Here is a 19704-nt window from a genome sequence, read left to right as displayed (position 1 = left end):
TCACGTCAACTTGGTCTGGGCGTAGCCCTTGAGAACTTCCTCGCGGAGTTGCCCCCAGATTTCCCGGTGCAGGTCGAGGAAGCGCGGCGTCATGCGGATTTCCGCCACGTCGCGCGGACGCTCCAGGTCCACCCGGTACTCGCCGATCAGCCGGGCGCCGGGGCCGGCGGACAGCACCAGCACCCGGTCGGACATGGAGATGGCCTCCTCCAGGTCGTGGGTGATGAAGACCACGGACTTGCGGTCCGCCGACCACAGGTCCAGCAACTCGTTCTCCATCAACTGCCGCGTCTGGATGTCGAGCGCCGAGAAGGGCTCGTCCATCAGCACGATCTTCGGATCGACGATCAGCGTCTGGGCCAGTGCCACCCGCTTGCGCATGCCGCCGGAAAGCTGGTGGGGGTAGCGGTCGCCGAAGCGCTCCAGCCCGACGCGGGCCAGCCAGGGGCGCGCCCGCTCCTCCGCCTCGCGCCGCGGCACACCGCGGAACTCCAGCCCGGCGGCGACATTCTCCAGCGCCGACTTCCAGGGCATCAGCGCGTCCGCCTGGAACATGTAACCGGCGTGTGGATTGATGCCGTCGACCGGCGCCCCGAAGGTCAGGGCGCGCCCGGCGCTGGGGGCGAGCAGGCCCGCCGCAACGTTCAGGATGGTGGATTTGCCGCTGCCGGTCGGCCCGACGATGGACACGAACTCCCCAGCGGCGACCGACAGGGTCACGCCCTGGACCGCCGTGTAGGTCTGCCCGCGTCCGTCGGGCGATGGAAAGGTGCAGGTCACGCCGTCCAGGCGGAGCGCGGCCTTGTCCGCCCCCTCCGTCCGCAGGGCGGCCGCCACGGCGGCGCTGTCTGACATCAATGCGTTCCATCCCTGAGTTTGTTTTCACGGCATCTTGGCGGAATGAAGCGGTTGCGGCAATGGGTGCCGCAAACAATCGTTTCCGCGGACGATATGATTCAATCCAGCCGCGCGAAAAAGGCCATGATCGCCGCCCCTACCCCTTGCGGCCATTGATGCGGGTAGAAGCGCCCGTTGCGTGTCCGGTCGTCGGCCAGCGGGCACCACAGAACCGGGTTCTCCTCGCCCTCGGCGCCATAGCGCCGGCAGTTGAAGCGGTGCGGCTCGTCCGGCTCGCTGCCCGTCGGCAACCCGTCCTGGGCCAGCAGCGCCCGGCGCAGGCGCAACGCTTCTGAGACCGGAACCAGCTCGTCGCGCGGGTTGTGCAGGACCATGGCGGCGACCGGCCCGCCGCAGTCCTTGGGCCGCGCGGACCCGCCCCCGACGCTGGCCAAGCCGCGGATCACCCCGCCCCGCGCGCAGGCGAGGCTGTTGGCGAAAGACCCGCCCAGCGAATGGCCAACGACGAACACCCGGCCCATGTCGATGCAATAGCGCGCCGCCATGCTCTCCAGAACGGCGTCGAACAGACGGAAATCGCGCAGCCGGTCCGGTGAGTCGCCGGAATCGGACCAGACGTTCAAGCCGCGGGAATCCTTCAGACTGGCAGGATAGACGATGATCGCCGGCTCCCCCGCCTGCCCTTCCAGGCCGAAGTAGCGCCGCACCTCGGCGTTGCTGTTGGTCCGCCCGTGAAAGGCAACGACGAGGCTGTGCGGACGCTCAGGGCGGTAGCCATCCGGCACGGCCACGATCACGCCGCGCGCCGCCCCGTCCAGAGTCACATGGTCGGGCGCCGTTGCCGGGGCCGGCGCTCCGCAGCCGCGCGACAATTGCTGCGGCGCCACATTATTAACCAATTCCGCCGATAAGCCCTGAAAGGACCACAGAACCAGCATGGCCGCGGCGCAAAATGCGCAAAATTGTTTCACCATTCACAGACCGAACGATCGCCTTCCTCCATAAACAGTCTGCGGCGAGGGTCGTTGCACCTTTGGGCAGGCTTGGCGTTAACCATCACGCAAGCATTTCCCGGCACCCTCCTTCCCAGAGCAAGGAGGTTTCGATGCCGGTTCGCGCGACTGCACGCATGATGGTTCTGGGGCTGCTGCTGGCCGTCGGCTCGTCTGGAGCCGCGACCGCCGACAGCCTGTCGGTGAACCGTCCGAACCCAGTGCCGCCCCCCGTCGCCTCCGACTTCCCCGACGCCACACTGGTCCGCGTCGATCAGGTGGACTCCACGACGCTGCGGCTGGACGGCATCATCACGCCGGCCGTGGAGCAGCGCTTCTCCGACGCGCTGCGCAGCGTGCCGGCCGGCCAGCCGGTGGTGGTCGAACTGTCCAGCCCCGGCGGCTTCACGACGGCGGGCTACCGCATGATCGACCTGATGCTGGCGGAACGGCAGGCCGGGCGTGCCGTCGCCACCCGCGTGGCCGGCGGGCAGTCCTGCGAGAGCATGTGCGTCGGCCTCTATCTGGCCGGCTACCCGCGCTACGCCGCGCCGACCGCCGAGTTCATGGTGCACGCCCCGCGTCTGGCCGAGAACGGCCGCATGACGCTGCGCTCCACCGACCAGATGGTGAAGCGTCTGGTCGCGCTGGGCGCCGCCCCGGCCTGGATCGAGCGGGTGCGGGCCGCCGGCGGTTTTTCCGGCAGCCTCGACTACCGCGACAACGCCGACCATCTGGCGGCGGTGGGCGCCAACATCGTCACCCACCTGATCCGCTAACGTCTTTTACGCTTCGCTTTCCACGAGACGCCGCGCGATCTCCGGCATGACAGCCGCGTCGACGTTGGCGAAGGCAAAGCGCAGGTAATCGTCCTGGCCGGGACCGAACATGGAGCCGGGCAGGCACAGGATGTTGTGATCGCGCGCCAGCCCCTCGGCCACCTCACGGGCGCGCTTGCCGGCGAAGGGATGCCGGACATAGGCGAAGTAGGCCCCGATGCTGGCGATGCGGTACCCGGTGCCGCTGGCCTCCATCGCCGATTGGAAGGCGTGGACGCGGGCCAGGATGTCGCCCCGCTTCTCCGCCACCCAGCCGTCCAGGTTCTCCAGCCCGTACAGCGCTGCCTTCTGCCCGACATGCGGGGCGCAGATGGCGAGGCAATCCATGACCTTGCGTGCCTGGGACAGCAGACCGGCGTCGGCGATTACCGCGCCGACCCGATAGCCGGCGAGGCTGTAGACCTTGGAGAAGCTGTAGAGCTGGACCAGCGTGCGCTGCCAGCCGGGCCGCTGGAACAGTCCGTGCGGCGCCCGCCCCTCCCAATCCGGAAAGTCGCGGTAGGTCTCGTCGAGCAGCAGCGTCACACCGCGCCGCTCGCACAGTTCGTACAGCGCTGCGATGGCCTCGGGCGAGGCGATGGCGCCGGTCGGGTTGTTGGGGGAGATCAGCACCAGCGCGCGGGTGCCGGCGTCGATCAGCCGCTCGGCCTCCGCCGGGTCGGGGACCAGCCCGTTCTCCTCGCGCAATGCCAGCGGCCGGGCCTCGATGCCCAGCATGTCCAGCGTCATCTTGTGATTGAAGTACCAGGGAGCGGGCAGGATGACGTTGTCGCCGGCCCGCGCCAGCCCCATCACCGCCACCGCGAAGGCCTGGTTGCAGCCGGCGGTGATGAGCACCTCGTTCGCCGCGACCTCCGCGCCATAAAGCGAGCCGGTGCGCCGGGCCAGCGCCGCGGTCAGCGGCGGGATACCGTCGATGGCGGTGTAGCGCGCGGTGTCCGGCGCCCGCACCTGCTCGGCCAGATGGGCGGTCAGCGCGTCGGCGGGCGGGTAGCCGGGCACCGCCTGACAGAGGTCGATCAGCGGCTTGTCCGCCGGAAAGCTGCGGCCCTCGACCCAGCGCCACGCCTCGGCGATGGGCGGGGCCTCGGTGGCGGCGACGAGCGGGTTGACGTCTCTGCGGTCCATTCCCTGATGTCCAGTCTGCGAGGTCCGATTTTTATGGGGCGCCATGGTGGACCGCGTCGCCGGGCTCACGCAAGGGACCAGCGCGGGAAGACCACGCATGGCAGGCCAAGCGGAGGCAAAGCAGGGGTCAGGCGCCGCCCAGCACCGCGTCCGGCTTTCGGCCCACCAGGGACTCATAGACCTCGGGGTCGGTCGCCCCCTCCGATCCGAAGACCAGCACGCGGGCATCCGGGGCGAGGCCCAGGCTGGCGCGGGTCGCCGGGTCCGCCGCGGCGCAGAGCAGGCCGGCCAGACCGGCCACGCCGGACTCCCCGCCCACGATGGGCCGCCCGCCATGCCGACCCTCGGCCAGCAGGCGCATGGTCGCCACCGCCGCGTCGTCGGGGACGGTCAGGAAATCGTCGGCCCCACGCTCCAGGATCGCCCAGGCCAGCAGGGACACCTCACCGCAGGCCAACCCGGCCATCAGCGTCTCCAGATCGCCCTTGGACGGCGTCGGACGGCCGTTGACGGCGCTCTGGTAGAGGCAGTCGGCGGCGTGCGGCTCCACCACCACGAAGCGCGGGCGCTGGCGGCCCAAGCTTTCCCACAGATGGCCGCAGACGGCGGCGGGCAAGGCCCCCACCCCGCCTTGCACGAAGACGTGGGTCGGGCGCTCGCTGGCCGGAAGCTGGCCGATCGCTTCCTCCACCATCACGGTGTAGCCCTGCATCACGTCGCGGGGGATGTCCATGTAGCCGGTGTAGGAGGTGTCGGAGACGACGTGCCGGCCATGCTCCCGCGCGTCCACCGCGGCCTGCCGCACCGCGTCGTCGTAGTTGCCCGCGACACGGACGACGCGGGCGTCGAAGGACTCGATGGCCTGCTGCCGCCCTTGCGAGCAGTTTCCGGGAATGTAGATGACGCAGCCGCAGCCGAACACCTGCGCGCCCCAGGCGACGGAGCGGCCGTGGTTGCCGTCGGTCGCCGTGGTCACCGTGATGCCGCGGGTCACCTTGGCGTAGCGCCCGACCACCAGATCCAGCGCGGTCACCGGCACGCCGGGCACGCGGGCCTGCACCTCGCGCACCAGAAGGCGCAGCACGGCGTAGGCGCCGCCCAGCGCCTTGAAGCTGTGCAGGTTGAAGCGGCTGCTCTCGTCCTTGTACCAGATGCGGTCAATGCCGGCGGCGCGGGCCAGCCCGCTCAGCGAGCGCAGCGGGGTCGGGGCGTACCCCGGCCAGGCGCCGATCTCCGTCATCGCGTCCTGGAAGGCGGCGCGGCTCAGGATCGCCCGTTCCGCGGAGCCGTAGGGCTGGTCCGTGTCGGCGCGCGGATTCGAAAAAAGACGCGGGGTGCCAAGCGGCGGCAGGTCGGACATCGTGTTCGCTCTCCAGCGCCGCAAGGACGGCCGCAGTCACGAAAGCATTGCCGGCCACGCCGCGTCAAGCCACGCGCGTTGTCCCCGGACAAAGCGCCGCGAGCTGTGCTAACAGCGCCTCCCCCCGCGGTCCGGCCAGCGCGCCGAAGGCGGCGGGGTTCCCGTTCCTGAAGGAGATGGTTCCGTCGTGACGACCGGTTTCAACACCACCGCCGCCGACCAATTGAAGCAGTTCGCCGATCGCATGGAGCGGTTGATGGACGAGATCGACGGCCTGAAGGCCGACCTGAAGGACCTGCGCAGCGAGGTCAAATCCGCCGGCTTCAACATCAAGGCGCTCGACAAGCTGGTCGCCATCCGCCGCAAGGACGCCGGCGAGCAGGAGGCCGAGCTACTGAACGACCTGATGCTCTACGCCCACGCCACCGGCACGCCGTTGGACATCGTGGTCCCCGAGCCGGCCGAGTGACGATTTAAATAAAGGATCGTTGCGAAGCCGCATCATGATTGTTCCGGGGGCGCAACATGACGTTTCGCTCCCGGAACATGTCGTTGCGTAAGCGCATCAAAGCGCCAAAAGCTTAGCGCTTCCACTCGCGACTGGATTTCACGAAGTCGGTCAGGGTGACGCCGATCTTGTCGTCCACGATGACCACCTCGCCGCGGGCGACGAGGACGCCCTCCACATAGACGTCGGTCGGGTCCTTCAAGTGCCGGTCCAGCTCCACGACGGCGCCGCGGCCCAGCTTCAGAAGGTCGCGGACACGCAGCATGGCGGTGCCGATGACCACCTTGATCTCGACCGGCGCGTCGCCGATGGCGAAGGCGTCGCTGCTCATGTCGTCGGACGAGCCGGCGCCCAGCAGATCGTCGATGTTGGCCATGCCGCACTCCTTCACCCCGGGTCACCGGACCCTTCCAACCGATTAGAGTTACCGCACCGGGCGCGCCGGGGCAACGGCGACCGTCACGAGGCCTTGCGACAAGGATGGGATACAACAGCGCAGATTTGGTTTTCCTGCGCTGCCATGTGTTGATACCCTGCTCTCCCGACGTGAAACCAGCCGCGAAGGCAGAGCCATGACGACCGATTCCCAACGCCCGCTGGTCGACAGCGCCTGGCTGAAGGACGCCCTCGACCGCCCCGACCTCGTGGTTCTGGACGTGCGTACGCCGCCGTCGGGCGGCTTCATCCCCGGCTCGGTCCATTCCGATTACGCGAAGGCCGGCTGGCGGGCCACGGTGGACGGCGTTCCGGGCCTGCTGCCCGATGTCCCCGTTCTGGAAGGGCTGATCGGCGGATTGGGAATCGGCAACGGGGATCACGTCGTGCTGGTCGCCAGCGGCCTGAGCGCCGCCGACATGGGGAACGCGACGCGCGTCTATTGGACGTTCAAGACGCTGGGCCATGACCGCATGTCGGTGCTGGACGGCGGCTTCGCCGCCTGGAGCGACGCCGGCAATCCCGTCGCCACGACCGCCGCCACCCGTCCTGCAGCCACCTTCACCGCGGCCCCCCGCGAGGACTTGCGCGCGCCCCTGCCCGTGGTCGCGGCGGCGGTGGCCGGCGGAGCCGTCCCGCTGCTGGACTCCCGCTCCGCCGAGCAGTTCGAGGGCAAGGCCAAGAGCCCGCAAACCCGCGTTCCGGGCACGCTGCCGGGGGCGGTGCTGATCGAGAACAGCGCCTTCTACTCCGCCGCCGAGAAGCGCTTCCTCCCCGCCGACGTGGTGAAGGCGCTTGCGGATCAAGCCGGGACCGGCGATGCGACGATCACCTTCTGCAACACCGGCCACCTCGCCTCGGTGTCCTGGTTCGCGCTGAGCGAGGTGGCGGGGATCGACGGGGTCCGCCTCTATGACGGGTCGATGTCGGAATGGACCGCCGACCCGGCCCGCCCTGTCAAGAACGGGCCGGCGGCTTAGGCATCAAACGCTCTTGCGGCGCCGGCGGAACCGCCCGAGGTCCGACCGGCGCAGCAGGCCCAGCGCGATCGCCAGCACCGCGTAGACCAGAAAGCCGGCAAGGCCGAGCAGCACCAGCCCGCCCAGCCGCTCGAACAGGCCATGGGCGGTCAGCCAGGGCGAGAGTTGGGTCTGCACCAGCCACAGCGTGCCGCCCATGGCGAGCGCCGCAACGGCCATGCGCGGCAGGTTGCGCAGCAGCCGGGCGTCGGCCTTGAACAGCCCGCGCCGGGTCAGCAGCCACGCCAGCAACCCGGCGTTGACCCAGGCGGCGACGGAGGTCGCCACCGCCAGCCCGACCTGGGCCAGCGGCCCCATCAGCGCCAGCTTCAGCGCCACATTGACCGCCGTCGCGGCCAGCGCCACCCGCACCGGGGTCGCCGTGTCGTGCCGGGCGTAGAAGCCGTTGACGAGGCTGCGGATCACCACGAAGGCCGGCAGGCCCAGCGCGTAGGCTTGCAGGGTCGCGGCGGACTGCGCCGCGTCGGTCGGGCCGAAGGCACCGTGCTGGAACAGAACCGACACGATGGGCAGACCGGCGACCAGGAAGGCGGCGGCAGCCGGCAGGGTCAGCACCAGCGACAGTTCCACCGCCCGGTTCTGGCTCTCCACCGCGCCCGGCTCGTCCCCGCCCTTGATGCGCCGGGCCATTTCCGGAAGCAGAACGGTGCCCACCGCGATCCCGATGACGCCCAGCGGCAGCTGGTTCAGCCGGTCCGCGTAATAGAGGTAGGACACCGCCCCGGTGGGCAGCAGCGAGGCGATCAGCGTGTCGACGAACAGGTTGATCTGCGTCAGGCCGGAGCCCAGAGCCGCCGGACCCAGCACGGTCAGGAACCGCTTCACGTCGGGCGTCAGGCGCGGCAGGGCCAGACGCAGCCCCATTCCGGCCCGGCTCGCCTCCCAATACAGGTAGAGGAACTGCGCCAGCCCCGCGGCGAAGACGCCCCAGGACAGGGCGTGGCCGACCGTCGGCAGCAGCGGCGCGGCCAGCACCATCGCCGCGATCAGGCACAGGTTGAGCAGGATCGGCGCCGCCGCCGCCGCCCCAAACCGCCCCATGCTGTTCAGAACGCCGGCCAGCAGCGATTCCAGCGAGATGAACAGCAGGTACGGGAAGGTGATGCTGGTGAACAGGACGGCCAGCCGGAACTTCTCCGGCTCGTCGGAGAAGCCCGGCGCGAAGACCGTCATGAACTGCGGCATGATCGCCAGGATGCCGGCCAGAAACAGCAGTTGCACCACCAGCAGCAGGCTCATCACCTCCTCGGCGAAGCGTTTGGCGGCGGCCTGCCCGTCCTGCACCAGCTTGGCGGAGAACAGCGGCACGAAGGCGGAGTTGAAGGCCCCCTCGGCGAACAGGGCGCGGAAATGGTTGGGCAGCCGGAACGCCACGAAGAAGGCGTCGGCAACCGGCCCGGCGCCGAGCAGCGCTGCGGTCAGAACGTCGCGCAGGAAACCAAGGACTCGGCTGACCAGCGTCAGCCCGCCGACGGACAGGATGTTGCGGAGCACGGTGGTACGGGTCCTCTGATGAGCGGCGCCATCCTAGCGTTTTCCCGGCCAGCGTCACGCCTTTCGGCATGCCAGCCCGTGTGGAATTTGAAGGCGGCGGGCGGAAACGGTCTGCTAGGATCGCCGCCCACCCATTGTCCCATCCCTCCCCTTCAGACAAGCGGAACGTCCATGGCCCAGGGTCTTCCCCTCACCTATCTGGAAGCCGGCGAAGCGAACGGCGGCACCCCCCTGCTGGTCCTGCACGGCCTGTTCGGGTCGGCGCGCAACTGGCAGACCCTGGCGAAGCGCTTCGCGGAGCGGCACCGGGTCTACGCCCTGGACCTGCGCAACCACGGCGGCGCCCCCTGGTCGGACGAGATGACCTACCCGGCAATGGCCGCGGACGTGCTGCGCTTCCTCGACGACCGCGGCTTTGCACGGGCGTCGGTGGTCGGTCATTCCATGGGCGGCAAGGTGGCGATGACCCTGGCGCTGAACCATCCCGACCGGGTGGAGCGTCTGGCGGTGGCCGACATCGCGCCGGTCGCCTACACCCACACCCACGCCCCCTTCGTGGCGGCGATGAAGCAGGCCAAGCTGGAAGGCTGCACCCGCCGGTCGGAGGTCGAGGCGCAGTTGGTCGATGCGGTGCCGGAAGCCCCCCTGCGCTCCTTCCTGCTGCAAAATCTCGTTCTGGAGCAGGGGTCGTTTCACTGGCGGATCAACCTCGACGCCATCGGCGCCCGCATGAGCGACCTGATCGGCTTCCCGGATCTGGGTGACGCCCGGTACGACGGCCCCACCCTGTTCATCGGGGGCACCCGCTCCGACTACATCGTGCCGGAGACCCACGCGGCCATCCGACGCCATTTCCCCAAGGCCGCCATCGAGATGATCGAGGGCGCGGGCCACTGGCTCCACGCCGAACGCCCCCTGGAGTTCGCAGCGCTGGTCGAAGCCTTCGCGTAATTTCTTCGTTCGACAAAAAGAAGCGGGGGCCGCGAAGGCCCCCGTTCTCACATGCCGGCGATGCGTCGTCCGCTCAGAGCGCGCCCTGACGGGCTCCGGTCTTGGCGGCCGGGCCGGCGGACTGGTTGAAGGCGTCGCGCAGATAGGGCGACAGCGCCTGCCGCATCGTGCGCAGCCACTCATGGATGATGATCAGCGAGCGGGAGGCGACCGGCGGGGTCATGCCCAGCTTCACCAGATCCTCGCGGGTCATCTGCGCCACCTCGTCGATGCGATGGCCGGTCAGGCGCGCCCAGGCCGGGGCCGTGCAGGGCGCCATGGAGATGACCTCCACGCCCTCGCGCTCGACCATCTCCGCCTTGCGGCGGGCGTACTGGCTGTCGTCGAGCTGCGAGAAGGGACCGGAGAAGCCGTTCTCGACCAGGACGCGCTTGGCCTTCGGGGCGATGGTGGCGATGCGCTCCAGCGTGTTCATGCCGGTGGACAGCGAAGCCAGATCGACGGTGACCGGCACCATGAAGGTCAGCCGCTCGCCTTCGCCAACATAGTAGTCGAAGCCCGACACCTCGGCCCAGTTGAAGAACCACTGGGAGATGTTGCCGCCGAAGTCGAAGAGGCGGCCGCCGCGCTGCAGCTCCGGGCCGATCTGGTCCCAGAACTCGTAGAAGCCGTCGCCCGAGCCCATCATGTTCATGAAGTCCTGGGTGATGCGACGGTGCTCCACCACTTCCGGGCCGAACAGGCGGTTCAGGCGCTCGTTCACCTCATATTCGACGACCTTGAGCTGAAGGCCTTCGAGCATGGCGGTCGCCATCAGGTGGTGAGACAGCAGCGTCTTGCCGACGCCACCGCGGTCGTTGAGAACGAAGATGGTGCCCAGCATGCGATCGCCTTTCCAGGGTCTATTCGTTGTCGAATCTTGAGGTGTTGAAACGTTAAGGTCCGGAGCTTTGGGAAGCGGAGCCTGTATGGCCGAGACGTCCGGAACCGGTGTTGGAGTCGCGTCCTCCGGCGCACCGGCGGACTCCGGTTCCGGAACGGGGATCGGCTCCGGTTCAGGATCGGGAGGGAGTTCCGGGTCCGGCACGGCGGCTTCCGACAAACCATCGGTCGCGCGGTCCGCCATGTCCGGTTCGGCCGGTTCCGGTTCCGGTTCAAGCGCCGCATCCTCGCCGTCCGACGGTTGTCCAGCGGCCAGGGCAGCGCGGTGCACCGCGTCCAGAGTCTCGCGCGGGGTCGTCTCACCCGCATTCTCCCCGTCCGCAACTCCGTCGCGTCCCTCGTTCCCCACGAGGAAGAAGGCGGAGCGCAGGGTGACGGGCGAGATCGGCTGGTTGTCGCGGGCGGTAACGCCCAGCTTCGCCAGAACGTCGGAGATGTCCGCCCAGGACAGGCCACGCTCGCGCATCAGGCCGATGTCGGCGTAGCTTTCGCGGACGGCCTGCATGGCCGAGCGGTTTCCAGTCGGACGATCGGCAAGGAGCCGTTCCAGTTCCGCGCGATCAATCGACACCGTGAGTACCCGGCATGCGTGGTTCTGGGGAGGGGTGGGTAGGATTTGTGATACCGCAGGATTCCGTTCCCCCCGGTGCGGAAAAAATAGTACAAGCGATTGGGGTGCGCAAACGGTTTCCAACCATGTTCAACCGCATTAAACCTGTGACACGGCAACCTTCCTTGGTCTCCGCCTGGATTGCAGGATAGGGCCCGGCGTTTGGCGAAGATGCCCTATGATTTCCGATCTCAGGATCAGCGGACCGCCGACTCCGGGCGGACGCCGGGGACTCCCATCGGCTTTCACGAGCTGCGTCAGGCCTGCGAGATCTCGGCCCTCCGGGAGGATCTGGAACGCGTCCTCCAGGACACCGGCGCCCTGCGTGACAGCATTGAGGACGCGGTGGAGCAGGTGCGCCAGCGCTTCGCCGCCCTGACGGCGGAGGAGTTGGCGAACTCCGAGACGATGGCGCCGCTGCTCCAGTTCGCGGTGTCCACTCTGCTGTCCATCCGCGACGAGGCGCGGCGCATCAACACCCAGACCGGCCCGGTGGACGATGACGACCGCCCGACGCGGGCCGTCGCCGAACCGCGTCCCCCGTCTGCCACCGGGTCTCCGGCAGCACCGCCATCCTCGCCGCAGACCTCCTCCCCGCAGACTTCCTCCCCGCAGACTTCCTCCCCGCAGACTTCCTCCCCGCAGACTTCCTCCCCACAGACCGCGCCGCAAACCTACGCGCCGCCGCCGTCCGACGAGCCGGCCCCGTCCTTCGCTTCCGAACCGGTGCGCGAGGTCTCGCCGCCACCACCGTTGGCTCCGGCGCCCGTCTTGTCGCCCTTCGTGCCGCGCGCGCCGGCCCCGGCGCCGCAGCGCCCGGTGGCACCGGACCCCGTTCCCGACGCGCCCCCGGCTCCCTCCTGGCTCTCGCCCCTGTCCGGTCGCAAAGGGAGTTCCGGAACCAACGGCGCCGCTCCCCGCAGCGGCAACGTGGACTGGCTGAGCCGGCCCAAGCGCTGACTCCTCCTTCGCCGCATTGTTGCGGGAAGGTCGCACCTCGTCCGAACGCACCCACATCACACCGATTTTCCTTGAACTCCAAAATGGGTGCAGCTACCACTTTATTTGGTAAATGAATCTTTACCAATAACACCTGCGGTGACGCATGGGGGTGGTTATGGCACGGGATGATGTGGACACGCTGGCACGACCGTCGCCCCGCCTGGAATGGCGGCACCGCTGTGGCCCGGCCGCCCAGGCCGACCGGAAAGATTCCACCCGACGCGACACCCCGGCAGCGATCCGCCCCCTGCGGTTGCTGATCGTGGAGGACGAATCCCTGGCTGCCGAGGCGGTGGGGATGGCTGCTATGGATCTCGGCCACATCGTCTGCGGCACCGCCCGCACCGAGGAGGAGGCGGTGGCCATCGCCGGGCGCGAGCGTCCCGACGTGGCACTGATGGACGTTCGGCTGGCCGGCGGCGACGGGATCGAAGCGGCGCGGCGCCTGCGCGCCAACTACGGCATCCGCTCCATCTTCCTGTCTGGCTACGCCAACCACGCGATCATGGCCCGCATCACCGAGACCTATCCGCTGGGCGTGGTCAACAAACCCTATTCGCTGGCCCAGTTGAAATTGGCTCTGGACCTCGCGGCGCGGCGCCTGCACGGCCCGCGCGGCTGATACCATCCCGCTTCGTCAAACAAGGAAGGGCGGCCTCCCCCGTGGGAAGCCGCCCTTTCCTTTTTCGAACCCTCGCGGAGCGTGACGCTCCCTACCCCTGCCTCACTCCTGGATGAACGCCTTCACGTAGGAGTGCGACAACGGCTGAACCAGATAGTCGAGCGGGGTGCGGGCGGACAGCAGGATGCGCGCCTCCACCGGCATGCCCGGCTTGATCGTCAGGTTGTGGACCTGATGGGAGTCGCTGTCCTTCAGCTTGATCCGCGCAATGTAGGACTCCTGCCGGGTGATCGGGTCCATCACGCGGTCGGCCGAGACGTAGGTCACCGTGCCGTCCAGCGAGCCGACGACGCGGCTGTCATAGGCGGTCAACTGCACCTTCACCGGCAGATCGACGGTCAGCGACTTGATGTCCTTCGGCTGGACCTTCACCTCGGCCAGCAGGGCGCGGCCGTCCGGGATGATGTCCAGTATCGGCTCGTTCGCGGTGATCGTGCCGCCGGCGGCCCAATGGCTGTGCATCACGACGGTGCCGGCGTCCGGAGCCTTGATCGCTCGGGTCTCCAGCCGGTTGGCGGCGTCGCGGATCTGCTCGGCGAGGCGGATGACGTCGCCGCGGGACTTCTCCAGATCGACCAGCACCTTTTCGCGGAAGTCGTTGCGGCGGCGCAGAAGGTCGCCCTCGGCGTCCACGGCGGCCTGGTTGGCCTGGGCGATGCGGGCCTCCAGTTCGCGGTCGCGGCCCTTAAGCTGCGCCTCTTCCTTCTGCTGCTCGACCAGCTTGGTGCGGGTGGCGTTGCCGCGGGACAGCAGGCCCTGGGTGATGACCAGATCGTCCTCGATGAGCTGGATCTCGCGGGCCAGGAACCTGCGCTGCTCCTGAAGGCTCTTGCCCTCCTCGCGCAGCGTGGCGACGCGCTCCTTGGTCAGCTTGGCCTCGGTGTCGAGCTGGTTGCGGCGGACCTGGAACAGTGTCTCCTGGTTGCCCATCAGCTTCTCGACCGTGCGGTCGCTGCCGCGGCGGCGCAGCAGTTCCTCCGGCCATTCGATGGCCGGCTGCTCGAACAGCTCGGCGGTCAGGCGCGCTTCCAGCGCCTGGGTTTCCAGCCAGGAGGTGCTGAGCACCTGGAGCCGGGTCGCCGCCTCGGTGCTGTCGAGCCGCATCAGGACCTGACCGGCCTTCACCGTGTCGCCTTCCTTGACGAGGATCTCCTCGATCTGGGCGGTCTCGGTGTGCTTCACGATCTTGCGGCCGGTCTCCGGAGCCAGAGCGCCGGAGGCCATGACGGCGCTGTGAAGCGGGGCGAGCGCGGCCCAGGCGGTCATCCCGCCGAAGCCCACCGCCAGCACCATGAAGCCGCCGGCCAGAAGCCCGCTGACCCGGGTGTCGGGAACCAGCGCGCGCAGCGCGCCGATCGACGTCATGGTCTTCGTCTTGTAGGTGTTCATGGTGGTGTCGGTCATAACAATCGGTCCTTAATCGCCGGAAGGGCTGGGTGCTGGTCTGGAGGTTCCGGCGTCAGCCGGCGGCGCTCTGCACCGGCGCCGGGCCGATGTTGCGCAGGCGGCTCCAGTTCGGACCCTGCTGCTCCTGCTGGCGTTGCGGCAGTTCCACCGCCATGCCGTTCTTCAGAACGAAGGTCTTGTCGGAGATGTCGACGAAGGCCGGGGAATGGGTCAGCACGATGGTGGTGACGCCGCTGTTCTTGGCCTCGACGATGAACTCGCGCACCGCCTTGTGGCCGATCTCGTCCATGCCGGCCGACGGCTCGTCGAGAACCATCAGCGACGGGCGGCCGTAGCCGGCGCGGGCCAGGGCGATCAGGCGGGCCGAGGCGCCGGTGATCGGGAACAGCGGGTCGGTCACCTCGGTCTCATAGCCGCCGGGCAGGCTCTCGACCCAGGAATGGATGCCGGCGCGCTTGGCGGCGTCCTCGACCTTCTCCCGCGTCGTCTCGGTGAAGCGGGCGATGTTCTCGGCGATGGTGCCGGGCAGCAGATCGGCGCCCTGCGCCATGTAGCCGATGCCCTGCTCCGGGGTTTCCGGGTTCAGCGAGGCGACGGCCAGACCGCCCAGCCGCACGGTGCCCGCCGACGGCATCGCCACGCCGGCCAGCAGACGGGCCAGGACCGACTTGCCGGAACGGTTGGGGCCGGCGATGCACACCGTTTGGCCCGGCTCGACCGCCAGCGTGACGCTGCGCAGGATCGGCTTCTGGTCGCGGGGGGAGACGAACAGCAGGTTCTCGACGGTCAGGCGCTCGCGTTCCACCGGGATCATCGGGCGCTCCGGCTCCAGGGACAGGCGCTTCAGCAGCGGGAACAGGCGGCGGAAGGCCTGGTAGGACTTCTGGATCTGGCCCCAGGCGCCGGCGGTCTGCTCGACCGGGGCGAGGGCGCGGCCGACCAGCATGGAGGTGGCGATCATGCCGCCGAAGGACAGGTGCTGCTCGATCACCAGCAGGGCGCCGACGCCGGTCACCGCGATCTGGATGACCATGCGGACCCACTTGGTGAAGGCGCCGATGGCGGCGGCGCGCTCGGTCGAGCGGCCCTGCAGGGCGGAGGTGGTCATGGCATCGCGGGCCACGGCGTCCAGCGCGCTCGGCCCCATGCGCAGGCCGCGCACCGTCTCCGACCGCGACAGCAGGGAGTCGAACAGACGCTGCGAGCGGCTGGCCGGGGCCTTGCTGTCTTCGGCGAAGTGGCGGACCGCCCAGTTGCTCAGATAGCCGAGCGCCGTCATGATGACCATCGCGGCGACCAGGATCACGGCGAGCAGCGGGTGGATCAGGTAGATGCCGATGACATACAGCGGCACCCAGGGCAGGTCCATCAGGGCCGGCAGCGACGGACGGCTCATCGCGCCCTTGACCTCCATGAGGTCGCTGACCGGGGCGGTGTCCGGACGGCCGCGGCCCGAAGCGTCCAGCACGTCGGCGGTCAGCCGACGGCGCCAGGTGACCTCCAGCGCGTTGCCCGCGCGGGCCAGGATGCGTGCCCGCACCGTTTCCATGGCGGCGCTCAACGTCAGGGCCAGGACGACGATGACCGTCAGCATGACCAGCGTATCGATGTTGCCGGACGGAATGGCCCGGCTAAAGACCTGAAGGGAATAAAGTGGCATCGCCAACATCAGGAGATTGATGGTAGCGCTGAAGACAAATGCACCAACGAGTACCCGGGTGAAGTAACGTCCCCCGTGAGCCATATCTTTATTGGTCTTTTCAGACCCGCGAGAAAACAAGCGAGGCATTTACAGCCCTCCAATTGTCACCGTTTGCGGCAGTGCCCACTGGATGCAGGCGAGGTCAGTTGGCGCGTTTTTGGTAAATGAAATCTGAAGATTGAGGGACATCACAGGAATGCCACTGAAAACCACCCCCTTTGCGCAAACGACAACGGCGCCTCATGTGAAGGACTGCCCTGTCCGCCCCGTTTCAAGGAACGCCGCATGACCGACACGCTGACCTTCGCCCCTGGCCATCTCGCCCTGCCCGACCTGCGCCGCATCCTGCGCGACCCGCCCATCCTGGCCCTGGCGCCCGGCTGCCGCACCGCCATCGAAGCCTCGGCCCGCACGGTGGCGGATGCGGCGGGCGGGGAGCGCGCGGTCTACGGCGTCAACACCGGCTTCGGCCTGCTGGCAAAGAAGCGCATCCCCCCGGAACAGGTCCGCGAGTTGCAGCGGCGGCTGGTCCTGTCGCACAGCGCCGGCACCGGGCCGGACCTGCCGCCGGGCGTGGTCCGGCTGATCCTGGCGCTGAAGGTCAACGCGCTGGCGCGCGGTCATTCCGGCGTGCGCATGGTGGTGATCGAGGCGCTGCTGGCGCTCTACAACCGCGGCGTCCTGCCGGTGGTGCCGGCCAAGGGTTCCGTGGGGGCGTCCGGCGATCTGGCGCCGCTGGCCCACCTGACCGGCGTGCTGATCGGCGAGGGCGAGGCCGACGTGGACGGCGAGCGGCTGCCCGCCGCCGAGGCGCTGGCACGCGCCGGGCTGGCGCCGCTGGCGCTGGAGGCCAAGGAGGGGCTGGCGTTGCTGAACGGCACGCAGGTGTCCACGGCGCTGGGTCTGGCCGGGCTGGTCGCGGCGGAGGACGGCTTCGCCGCCGCCCTGGTCGCCGGGGCGCTCAGCGTCGATGCCGCCCTGGGCAGCGACGGCCCCTTCGACGCGCGCATCCACGACCTGCGCGGCCAGCCCGGCCAGCGCGACGTGGCCGCCGTCTACCGCACCCTCCTCCAGGGCAGCGGCATCCGCGACTCCCACCGCGAGGGGCACGAGACGGTGCAGGACCCCTACAGCCTGCGCTGCCAACCACAAGTGATGGGCGCGGTGCTCGACCATCTGCGCTTCGCCGCGGGTGTGCTGGAACGCGAGGCCAACGCGGTTTCCGACAACCCGCTGGTCTTCCCGGACAGCGGCGACATCCTGTCGGGCGGCAACTTCCACGCCGAGCCGGTGGCGATGGCCGCCGACGTGCTGGCCCTGTCCATCGCCGAGACGGGGGCGCTGTCGGAGCGGCGGATCGCGCTGCTGATGGACACCCACCTGTCGGGCCTGCCGCCCTTCCTGGTGGCCGACGGCGGGCTGAACAGCGGCTTCATGATCGCCCAGGTCACCGCGGCGGCGCTGGCCAGCGAGAACAAGCAGATGGCCCATCCGGCCAGCGTGGACAGCCTGCCCACCTCCGCCAACCAGGAGGACCATGTCAGCATGGCGACCCACGCCGCCCGCCGCCTGTCGGACATGGCCGATAATCTGGCGGGGATCGTGGCGGTGGAGCTGCTGGCCGCGGCCCAGGGGATCGACTTGCGGGCGCCGCTGGCCTCCTCCCCCGCGCTGGAGCGCGCGCGGGGGCTGCTGCGCGCCCGCGTGGCGGTGTGGACGGAGGATCGCGCGATGGCCCCGGACATCGCGGCGGCGAAGCGATTGGTCACGGAGGGGGTCTTCCGCCCCTTCGCGGAGAACCTCCTGCCCTGATGCTGAGACAAGACCGCGCAGGCTGCTCCGACTGGTTTTCGTCAATCCGTTGAAGGGCTAAGGTTCGAATCATCCCACAGCAACCGCTTCACTTCGATCCGGAGACCATCATGGAAGGACGCAAAGTCCCCTCGGTCGTGTTCAAGACCCGCGTGCGCGACGAAAGCGTCGGCGGCCCCAACCCGTTCCGCTGGCAGGACGTCGCCAGCGACGAGCTGTTCGCCGGCAAGCGCGTCGTCGTCTTTTCCCTGCCCGGCGCCTTCACCCCGACCTGCTCCAACCAGCAAGTGCCGACCTACGACGCGCTCTATCCGGAGTTCCGCGACCTGGGCGTCGACGAGGTCTATTGCCTCAGCGTCAACGACGCCTTCGTGATGTTCCAGTGGGGCAAGCATCTCGGCGTGAAGAACGTCAAGCTGATCCCCGACGGCTCGGGCCACTTCACCCGCCGCATGGGCATGCTGATCAACAAGGACCATGTCGGCTTCGGCATGCGGAGCTGGCGTTACGCCATGGTGGTGACCGACGGCGTGATCGAGAAGCTGTTCGAGGAGCCGGGCATCAACGACGCCGGCGAAGGCGGCGATCCTTACGGCGAATCCGCTCCGGAAGCGGTGCTGGCCTACCTGCAGTCGCGCTGAGCCGGTATTCCGTTTCTTTAGCCCTCTCCCCTCTGGGGAGAGGGGATAACCACCGATCCCTTCAGGCCGGAACGGCGGTCCCTTCCGCCGGCTCCGCCTCGGCCGTCTGTGCCTTGCGCCGTTCATGGGCCGCCCAGGCCCGTTCGTGCAGGTGATAGGCCACCGTGTTGCACAGCGGCTCCACTACAGCCAAGGCGCCGCCCACCGCGATGCTGCCGGTCATCAGATAGCCGACCGTGAAGGCCACCGTGAAGTGGATGCAGGCAAAGCTGAAGGTCTTGATCATCGCGGAACTCCCGAACACCGCCGTTTTTGTTCAGCCTCAGCATGAGTGTCGGGTGACGAAGGGTCCAATCGAATGATCCCACCAGACCAATAGATTTTCCCTATTAATCATCGAAAGGGACGGCGGCGGTCGCCCGCTTCCGGCACGCTGCCACGACGCAACCGGGTGCCGGGCGGAACGACCGCGAAGGGGCGGCTGTGCTGGGGCTCCAGCAACCGCACCTCGGGCCGCTTGAAGAAGGGGATCAGCGCGGCCCCCATGACGAACCCGCCGACATGCGCCCAGAAGGCCACCCCGCCGCTGTCGTCGGAGGTCGGGGTGGTGACCCCGCTCAGGATCTGCCCGACGAACCAGAAGCCCAGCACCAGCACCGCCGGGACGCTGATGACGCGCACGATGATGATGAACCAGAAGAAAACGCCGACATTGGCCCGCGGGTGCAGCACCAGATAGGCGCCGAGCACCCCACCGATGGCTCCGCTCGCCCCCACCATTGGCACCTCGGACGTTGGGGCGGCGAAGCTCTGGGCCAAGGCCGCCGCCGTTCCGCACAGCAGGTAGAAGACCACGAAGCGGCCTCGCCCCATGCTGTCCTCGACGTTGTTGCCGAAGATCCAGAGGTACAGCATGTTGCCGGCGAGGTGCAGGAAGCCGCCATGCATGAACATGGAGGTGATGACGGACATCCAGGGCGGAACGACCCGCAACGGCTCCGGCAATTCAGCGTGACCGAACAGCACCGCCGGAACGAGGCCGAAGGAATAGACGGCGAGGTCTCCGCCCCGCGCGCCCAGCGAAAGCTGCCACAGGAACACCATCACGCACAGCGCGATCAGCGCCATGGTGACGACCGGCGTCCGCCGCGTCGGGTTGTCGTCGTAGATGGGCAGGAACAGCATCGGCGGCGCTTTCGGTTGAGACAACCCTGTTCAGTACGATGGTCCCGTCCCTTGGTTCCGCCAAGACGTACGGGAAACGCGTACAGCCGGAAGGCACCAGGAAAATGGTCGGCAAA

Annotated in this window: 19 protein-coding genes; 8 read left to right on the top strand and 11 right to left on the bottom strand. The window is 68.6% G+C overall.

Annotated features, from left to right (window positions below):
• Both ACWPXE_RS13280 and ACWPXE_RS13275 read right to left on the bottom strand, forming a co-directional pair.
• Entirely contained in the window at positions 1–855 is an 855-nt protein-coding gene (locus ACWPXE_RS13280) for an ABC transporter ATP-binding protein (RefSeq protein WP_454018232.1), read from the bottom strand.
• 101 nt (positions 856–956) lie between these two features.
• Complete coding sequence (locus tag ACWPXE_RS13275; RefSeq protein ID WP_454018231.1) at positions 957–1745, bottom strand: alpha/beta hydrolase family esterase; 789 nt, start codon at positions 1743–1745, stop codon at positions 957–959.
• Between the two features lie 218 nt (positions 1746–1963).
• Here ACWPXE_RS13275 and ACWPXE_RS13270 point away from each other — a divergent pair, with 218 nt between their 5' ends.
• Positions 1964–2629: an ATP-dependent Clp protease proteolytic subunit gene (locus ACWPXE_RS13270; protein WP_014240222.1), complete on the top strand. Its 666-nt coding sequence runs from the start codon at positions 1964–1966 to the stop codon at positions 2627–2629.
• A 6-nt stretch (positions 2630–2635) separates the two neighbouring features.
• Here the strand turns inward: ACWPXE_RS13270 and ACWPXE_RS13265 are convergent, their stop codons facing one another.
• Together ACWPXE_RS13265 and ACWPXE_RS13260 are read right to left on the bottom strand one after the other, a co-directional pair.
• Positions 2636–3817, bottom strand: coding sequence for an aminotransferase (locus ACWPXE_RS13265; protein ID WP_454018230.1), 1182 nt, complete (start codon positions 3815–3817; stop codon positions 2636–2638).
• A 127-nt stretch (positions 3818–3944) separates the two neighbouring features.
• The gene (locus ACWPXE_RS13260) at positions 3945–5177 is read right to left on the bottom strand and encodes a diaminopropionate ammonia-lyase (protein WP_454018229.1); all 1233 of its coding nucleotides are present in this window, start codon (positions 5175–5177) and stop codon (positions 3945–3947) included.
• Positions 5178–5364: 187 nt separating this feature from the next.
• Between ACWPXE_RS13260 and ACWPXE_RS13255 the strand changes: the two genes are divergently transcribed.
• Positions 5365–5646 carry a DUF2312 domain-containing protein gene (locus ACWPXE_RS13255; RefSeq protein ID WP_014240219.1) on the top strand — a complete coding sequence of 94 codons (282 nt, stop codon included), beginning with the start codon at positions 5365–5367 and terminating at the stop codon, positions 5644–5646.
• Positions 5647–5758: 112 nt separating this feature from the next.
• On the opposite strand, the gene fliN is transcribed toward ACWPXE_RS13255, so the two are convergent.
• Positions 5759–6061 carry a flagellar motor switch protein FliN gene (gene fliN / locus ACWPXE_RS13250; protein ID WP_014240218.1) on the bottom strand — a complete coding sequence of 101 codons (303 nt, stop codon included), beginning with the start codon at positions 6059–6061 and terminating at the stop codon, positions 5759–5761.
• Positions 6062–6257: 196 nt separating this feature from the next.
• Between fliN and ACWPXE_RS13245 the strand changes: the two genes are divergently transcribed.
• Entirely contained in the window at positions 6258–7100 is an 843-nt protein-coding gene (locus ACWPXE_RS13245) for a sulfurtransferase (RefSeq protein WP_454018228.1), read from the top strand.
• Positions 7101–7103: 3 nt separating this feature from the next.
• Here ACWPXE_RS13245 and murJ read toward each other — a convergent pair whose 3' ends face one another.
• On the bottom strand, positions 7104–8654 hold the full coding sequence (gene murJ / locus ACWPXE_RS13240; RefSeq protein WP_454018227.1) for a murein biosynthesis integral membrane protein MurJ: 1551 nt from the start codon (positions 8652–8654) through the stop codon (positions 7104–7106).
• Between the two features lie 171 nt (positions 8655–8825).
• Between murJ and ACWPXE_RS13235 the strand changes: the two genes are divergently transcribed.
• The gene (locus tag ACWPXE_RS13235) at positions 8826–9605 is read left to right on the top strand and encodes an alpha/beta fold hydrolase (RefSeq protein WP_454018226.1); all 780 of its coding nucleotides are present in this window, start codon (positions 8826–8828) and stop codon (positions 9603–9605) included.
• Between the two features lie 73 nt (positions 9606–9678).
• Here ACWPXE_RS13235 and ACWPXE_RS13230 read toward each other — a convergent pair whose 3' ends face one another.
• The gene (locus ACWPXE_RS13230) at positions 9679–11052 is read right to left on the bottom strand and encodes a hypothetical protein (protein ID WP_454018225.1); all 1374 of its coding nucleotides are present in this window, start codon (positions 11050–11052) and stop codon (positions 9679–9681) included.
• Between the two features lie 276 nt (positions 11053–11328).
• Between ACWPXE_RS13230 and ACWPXE_RS13225 the strand changes: the two genes are divergently transcribed.
• Together ACWPXE_RS13225 and ACWPXE_RS13220 are read left to right on the top strand one after the other, a co-directional pair.
• Positions 11329–12117, top strand: coding sequence for a hypothetical protein (locus ACWPXE_RS13225; RefSeq protein WP_454018224.1), 789 nt, complete (start codon positions 11329–11331; stop codon positions 12115–12117).
• A gap of 157 nt (positions 12118–12274) precedes the next feature.
• Positions 12275–12781, top strand: coding sequence for a response regulator (locus ACWPXE_RS13220; RefSeq protein ID WP_454018223.1), 507 nt, complete (start codon positions 12275–12277; stop codon positions 12779–12781).
• A 102-nt stretch (positions 12782–12883) separates the two neighbouring features.
• Here the strand turns inward: ACWPXE_RS13220 and ACWPXE_RS13215 are convergent, their stop codons facing one another.
• Together ACWPXE_RS13215 and ACWPXE_RS13210 are read right to left on the bottom strand one after the other, a co-directional pair.
• Complete coding sequence (locus ACWPXE_RS13215) at positions 12884–14245, bottom strand: HlyD family type I secretion periplasmic adaptor subunit (protein ID WP_454018222.1); 1362 nt, start codon at positions 14243–14245, stop codon at positions 12884–12886.
• 55 nt (positions 14246–14300) lie between these two features.
• The gene (locus tag ACWPXE_RS13210) at positions 14301–15992 is read right to left on the bottom strand and encodes a type I secretion system permease/ATPase (protein WP_269145343.1); all 1692 of its coding nucleotides are present in this window, start codon (positions 15990–15992) and stop codon (positions 14301–14303) included.
• Between the two features lie 243 nt (positions 15993–16235).
• On the opposite strand from ACWPXE_RS13210, the gene hutH reads away from it, so the two are divergent.
• Positions 16236–17762 (top strand): histidine ammonia-lyase, encoded by a 1527-nt coding sequence (gene hutH / locus ACWPXE_RS13205; protein WP_454018221.1) that lies wholly within the window; start codon positions 16236–16238, stop codon positions 17760–17762.
• Between the two features lie 110 nt (positions 17763–17872).
• On the top strand, positions 17873–18403 hold the full coding sequence (locus ACWPXE_RS13200) for a redoxin family protein (protein ID WP_454018220.1): 531 nt from the start codon (positions 17873–17875) through the stop codon (positions 18401–18403).
• A 61-nt stretch (positions 18404–18464) separates the two neighbouring features.
• Here ACWPXE_RS13200 and ACWPXE_RS13195 read toward each other — a convergent pair whose 3' ends face one another.
• Positions 18465–18689 (bottom strand): DUF2061 domain-containing protein, encoded by a 225-nt coding sequence (locus ACWPXE_RS13195; RefSeq protein ID WP_454018219.1) that lies wholly within the window; start codon positions 18687–18689, stop codon positions 18465–18467.
• Between the two features lie 107 nt (positions 18690–18796).
• A complete protein-coding gene (locus ACWPXE_RS13190) occupies positions 18797–19588 on the bottom strand; it encodes a rhomboid family intramembrane serine protease (protein WP_454018218.1) in 792 nt (263 codons plus the stop codon).
• Positions 19589–19704: the final 116 nt, after the last annotated feature.

It is taken from the genome of Azospirillum sp. Marseille-Q6669, from assembly GCF_965111635.1.
Note: the sequence above shows the minus strand (reverse complement) of the source record. Positions and strands in the feature narration are given on the sequence as shown.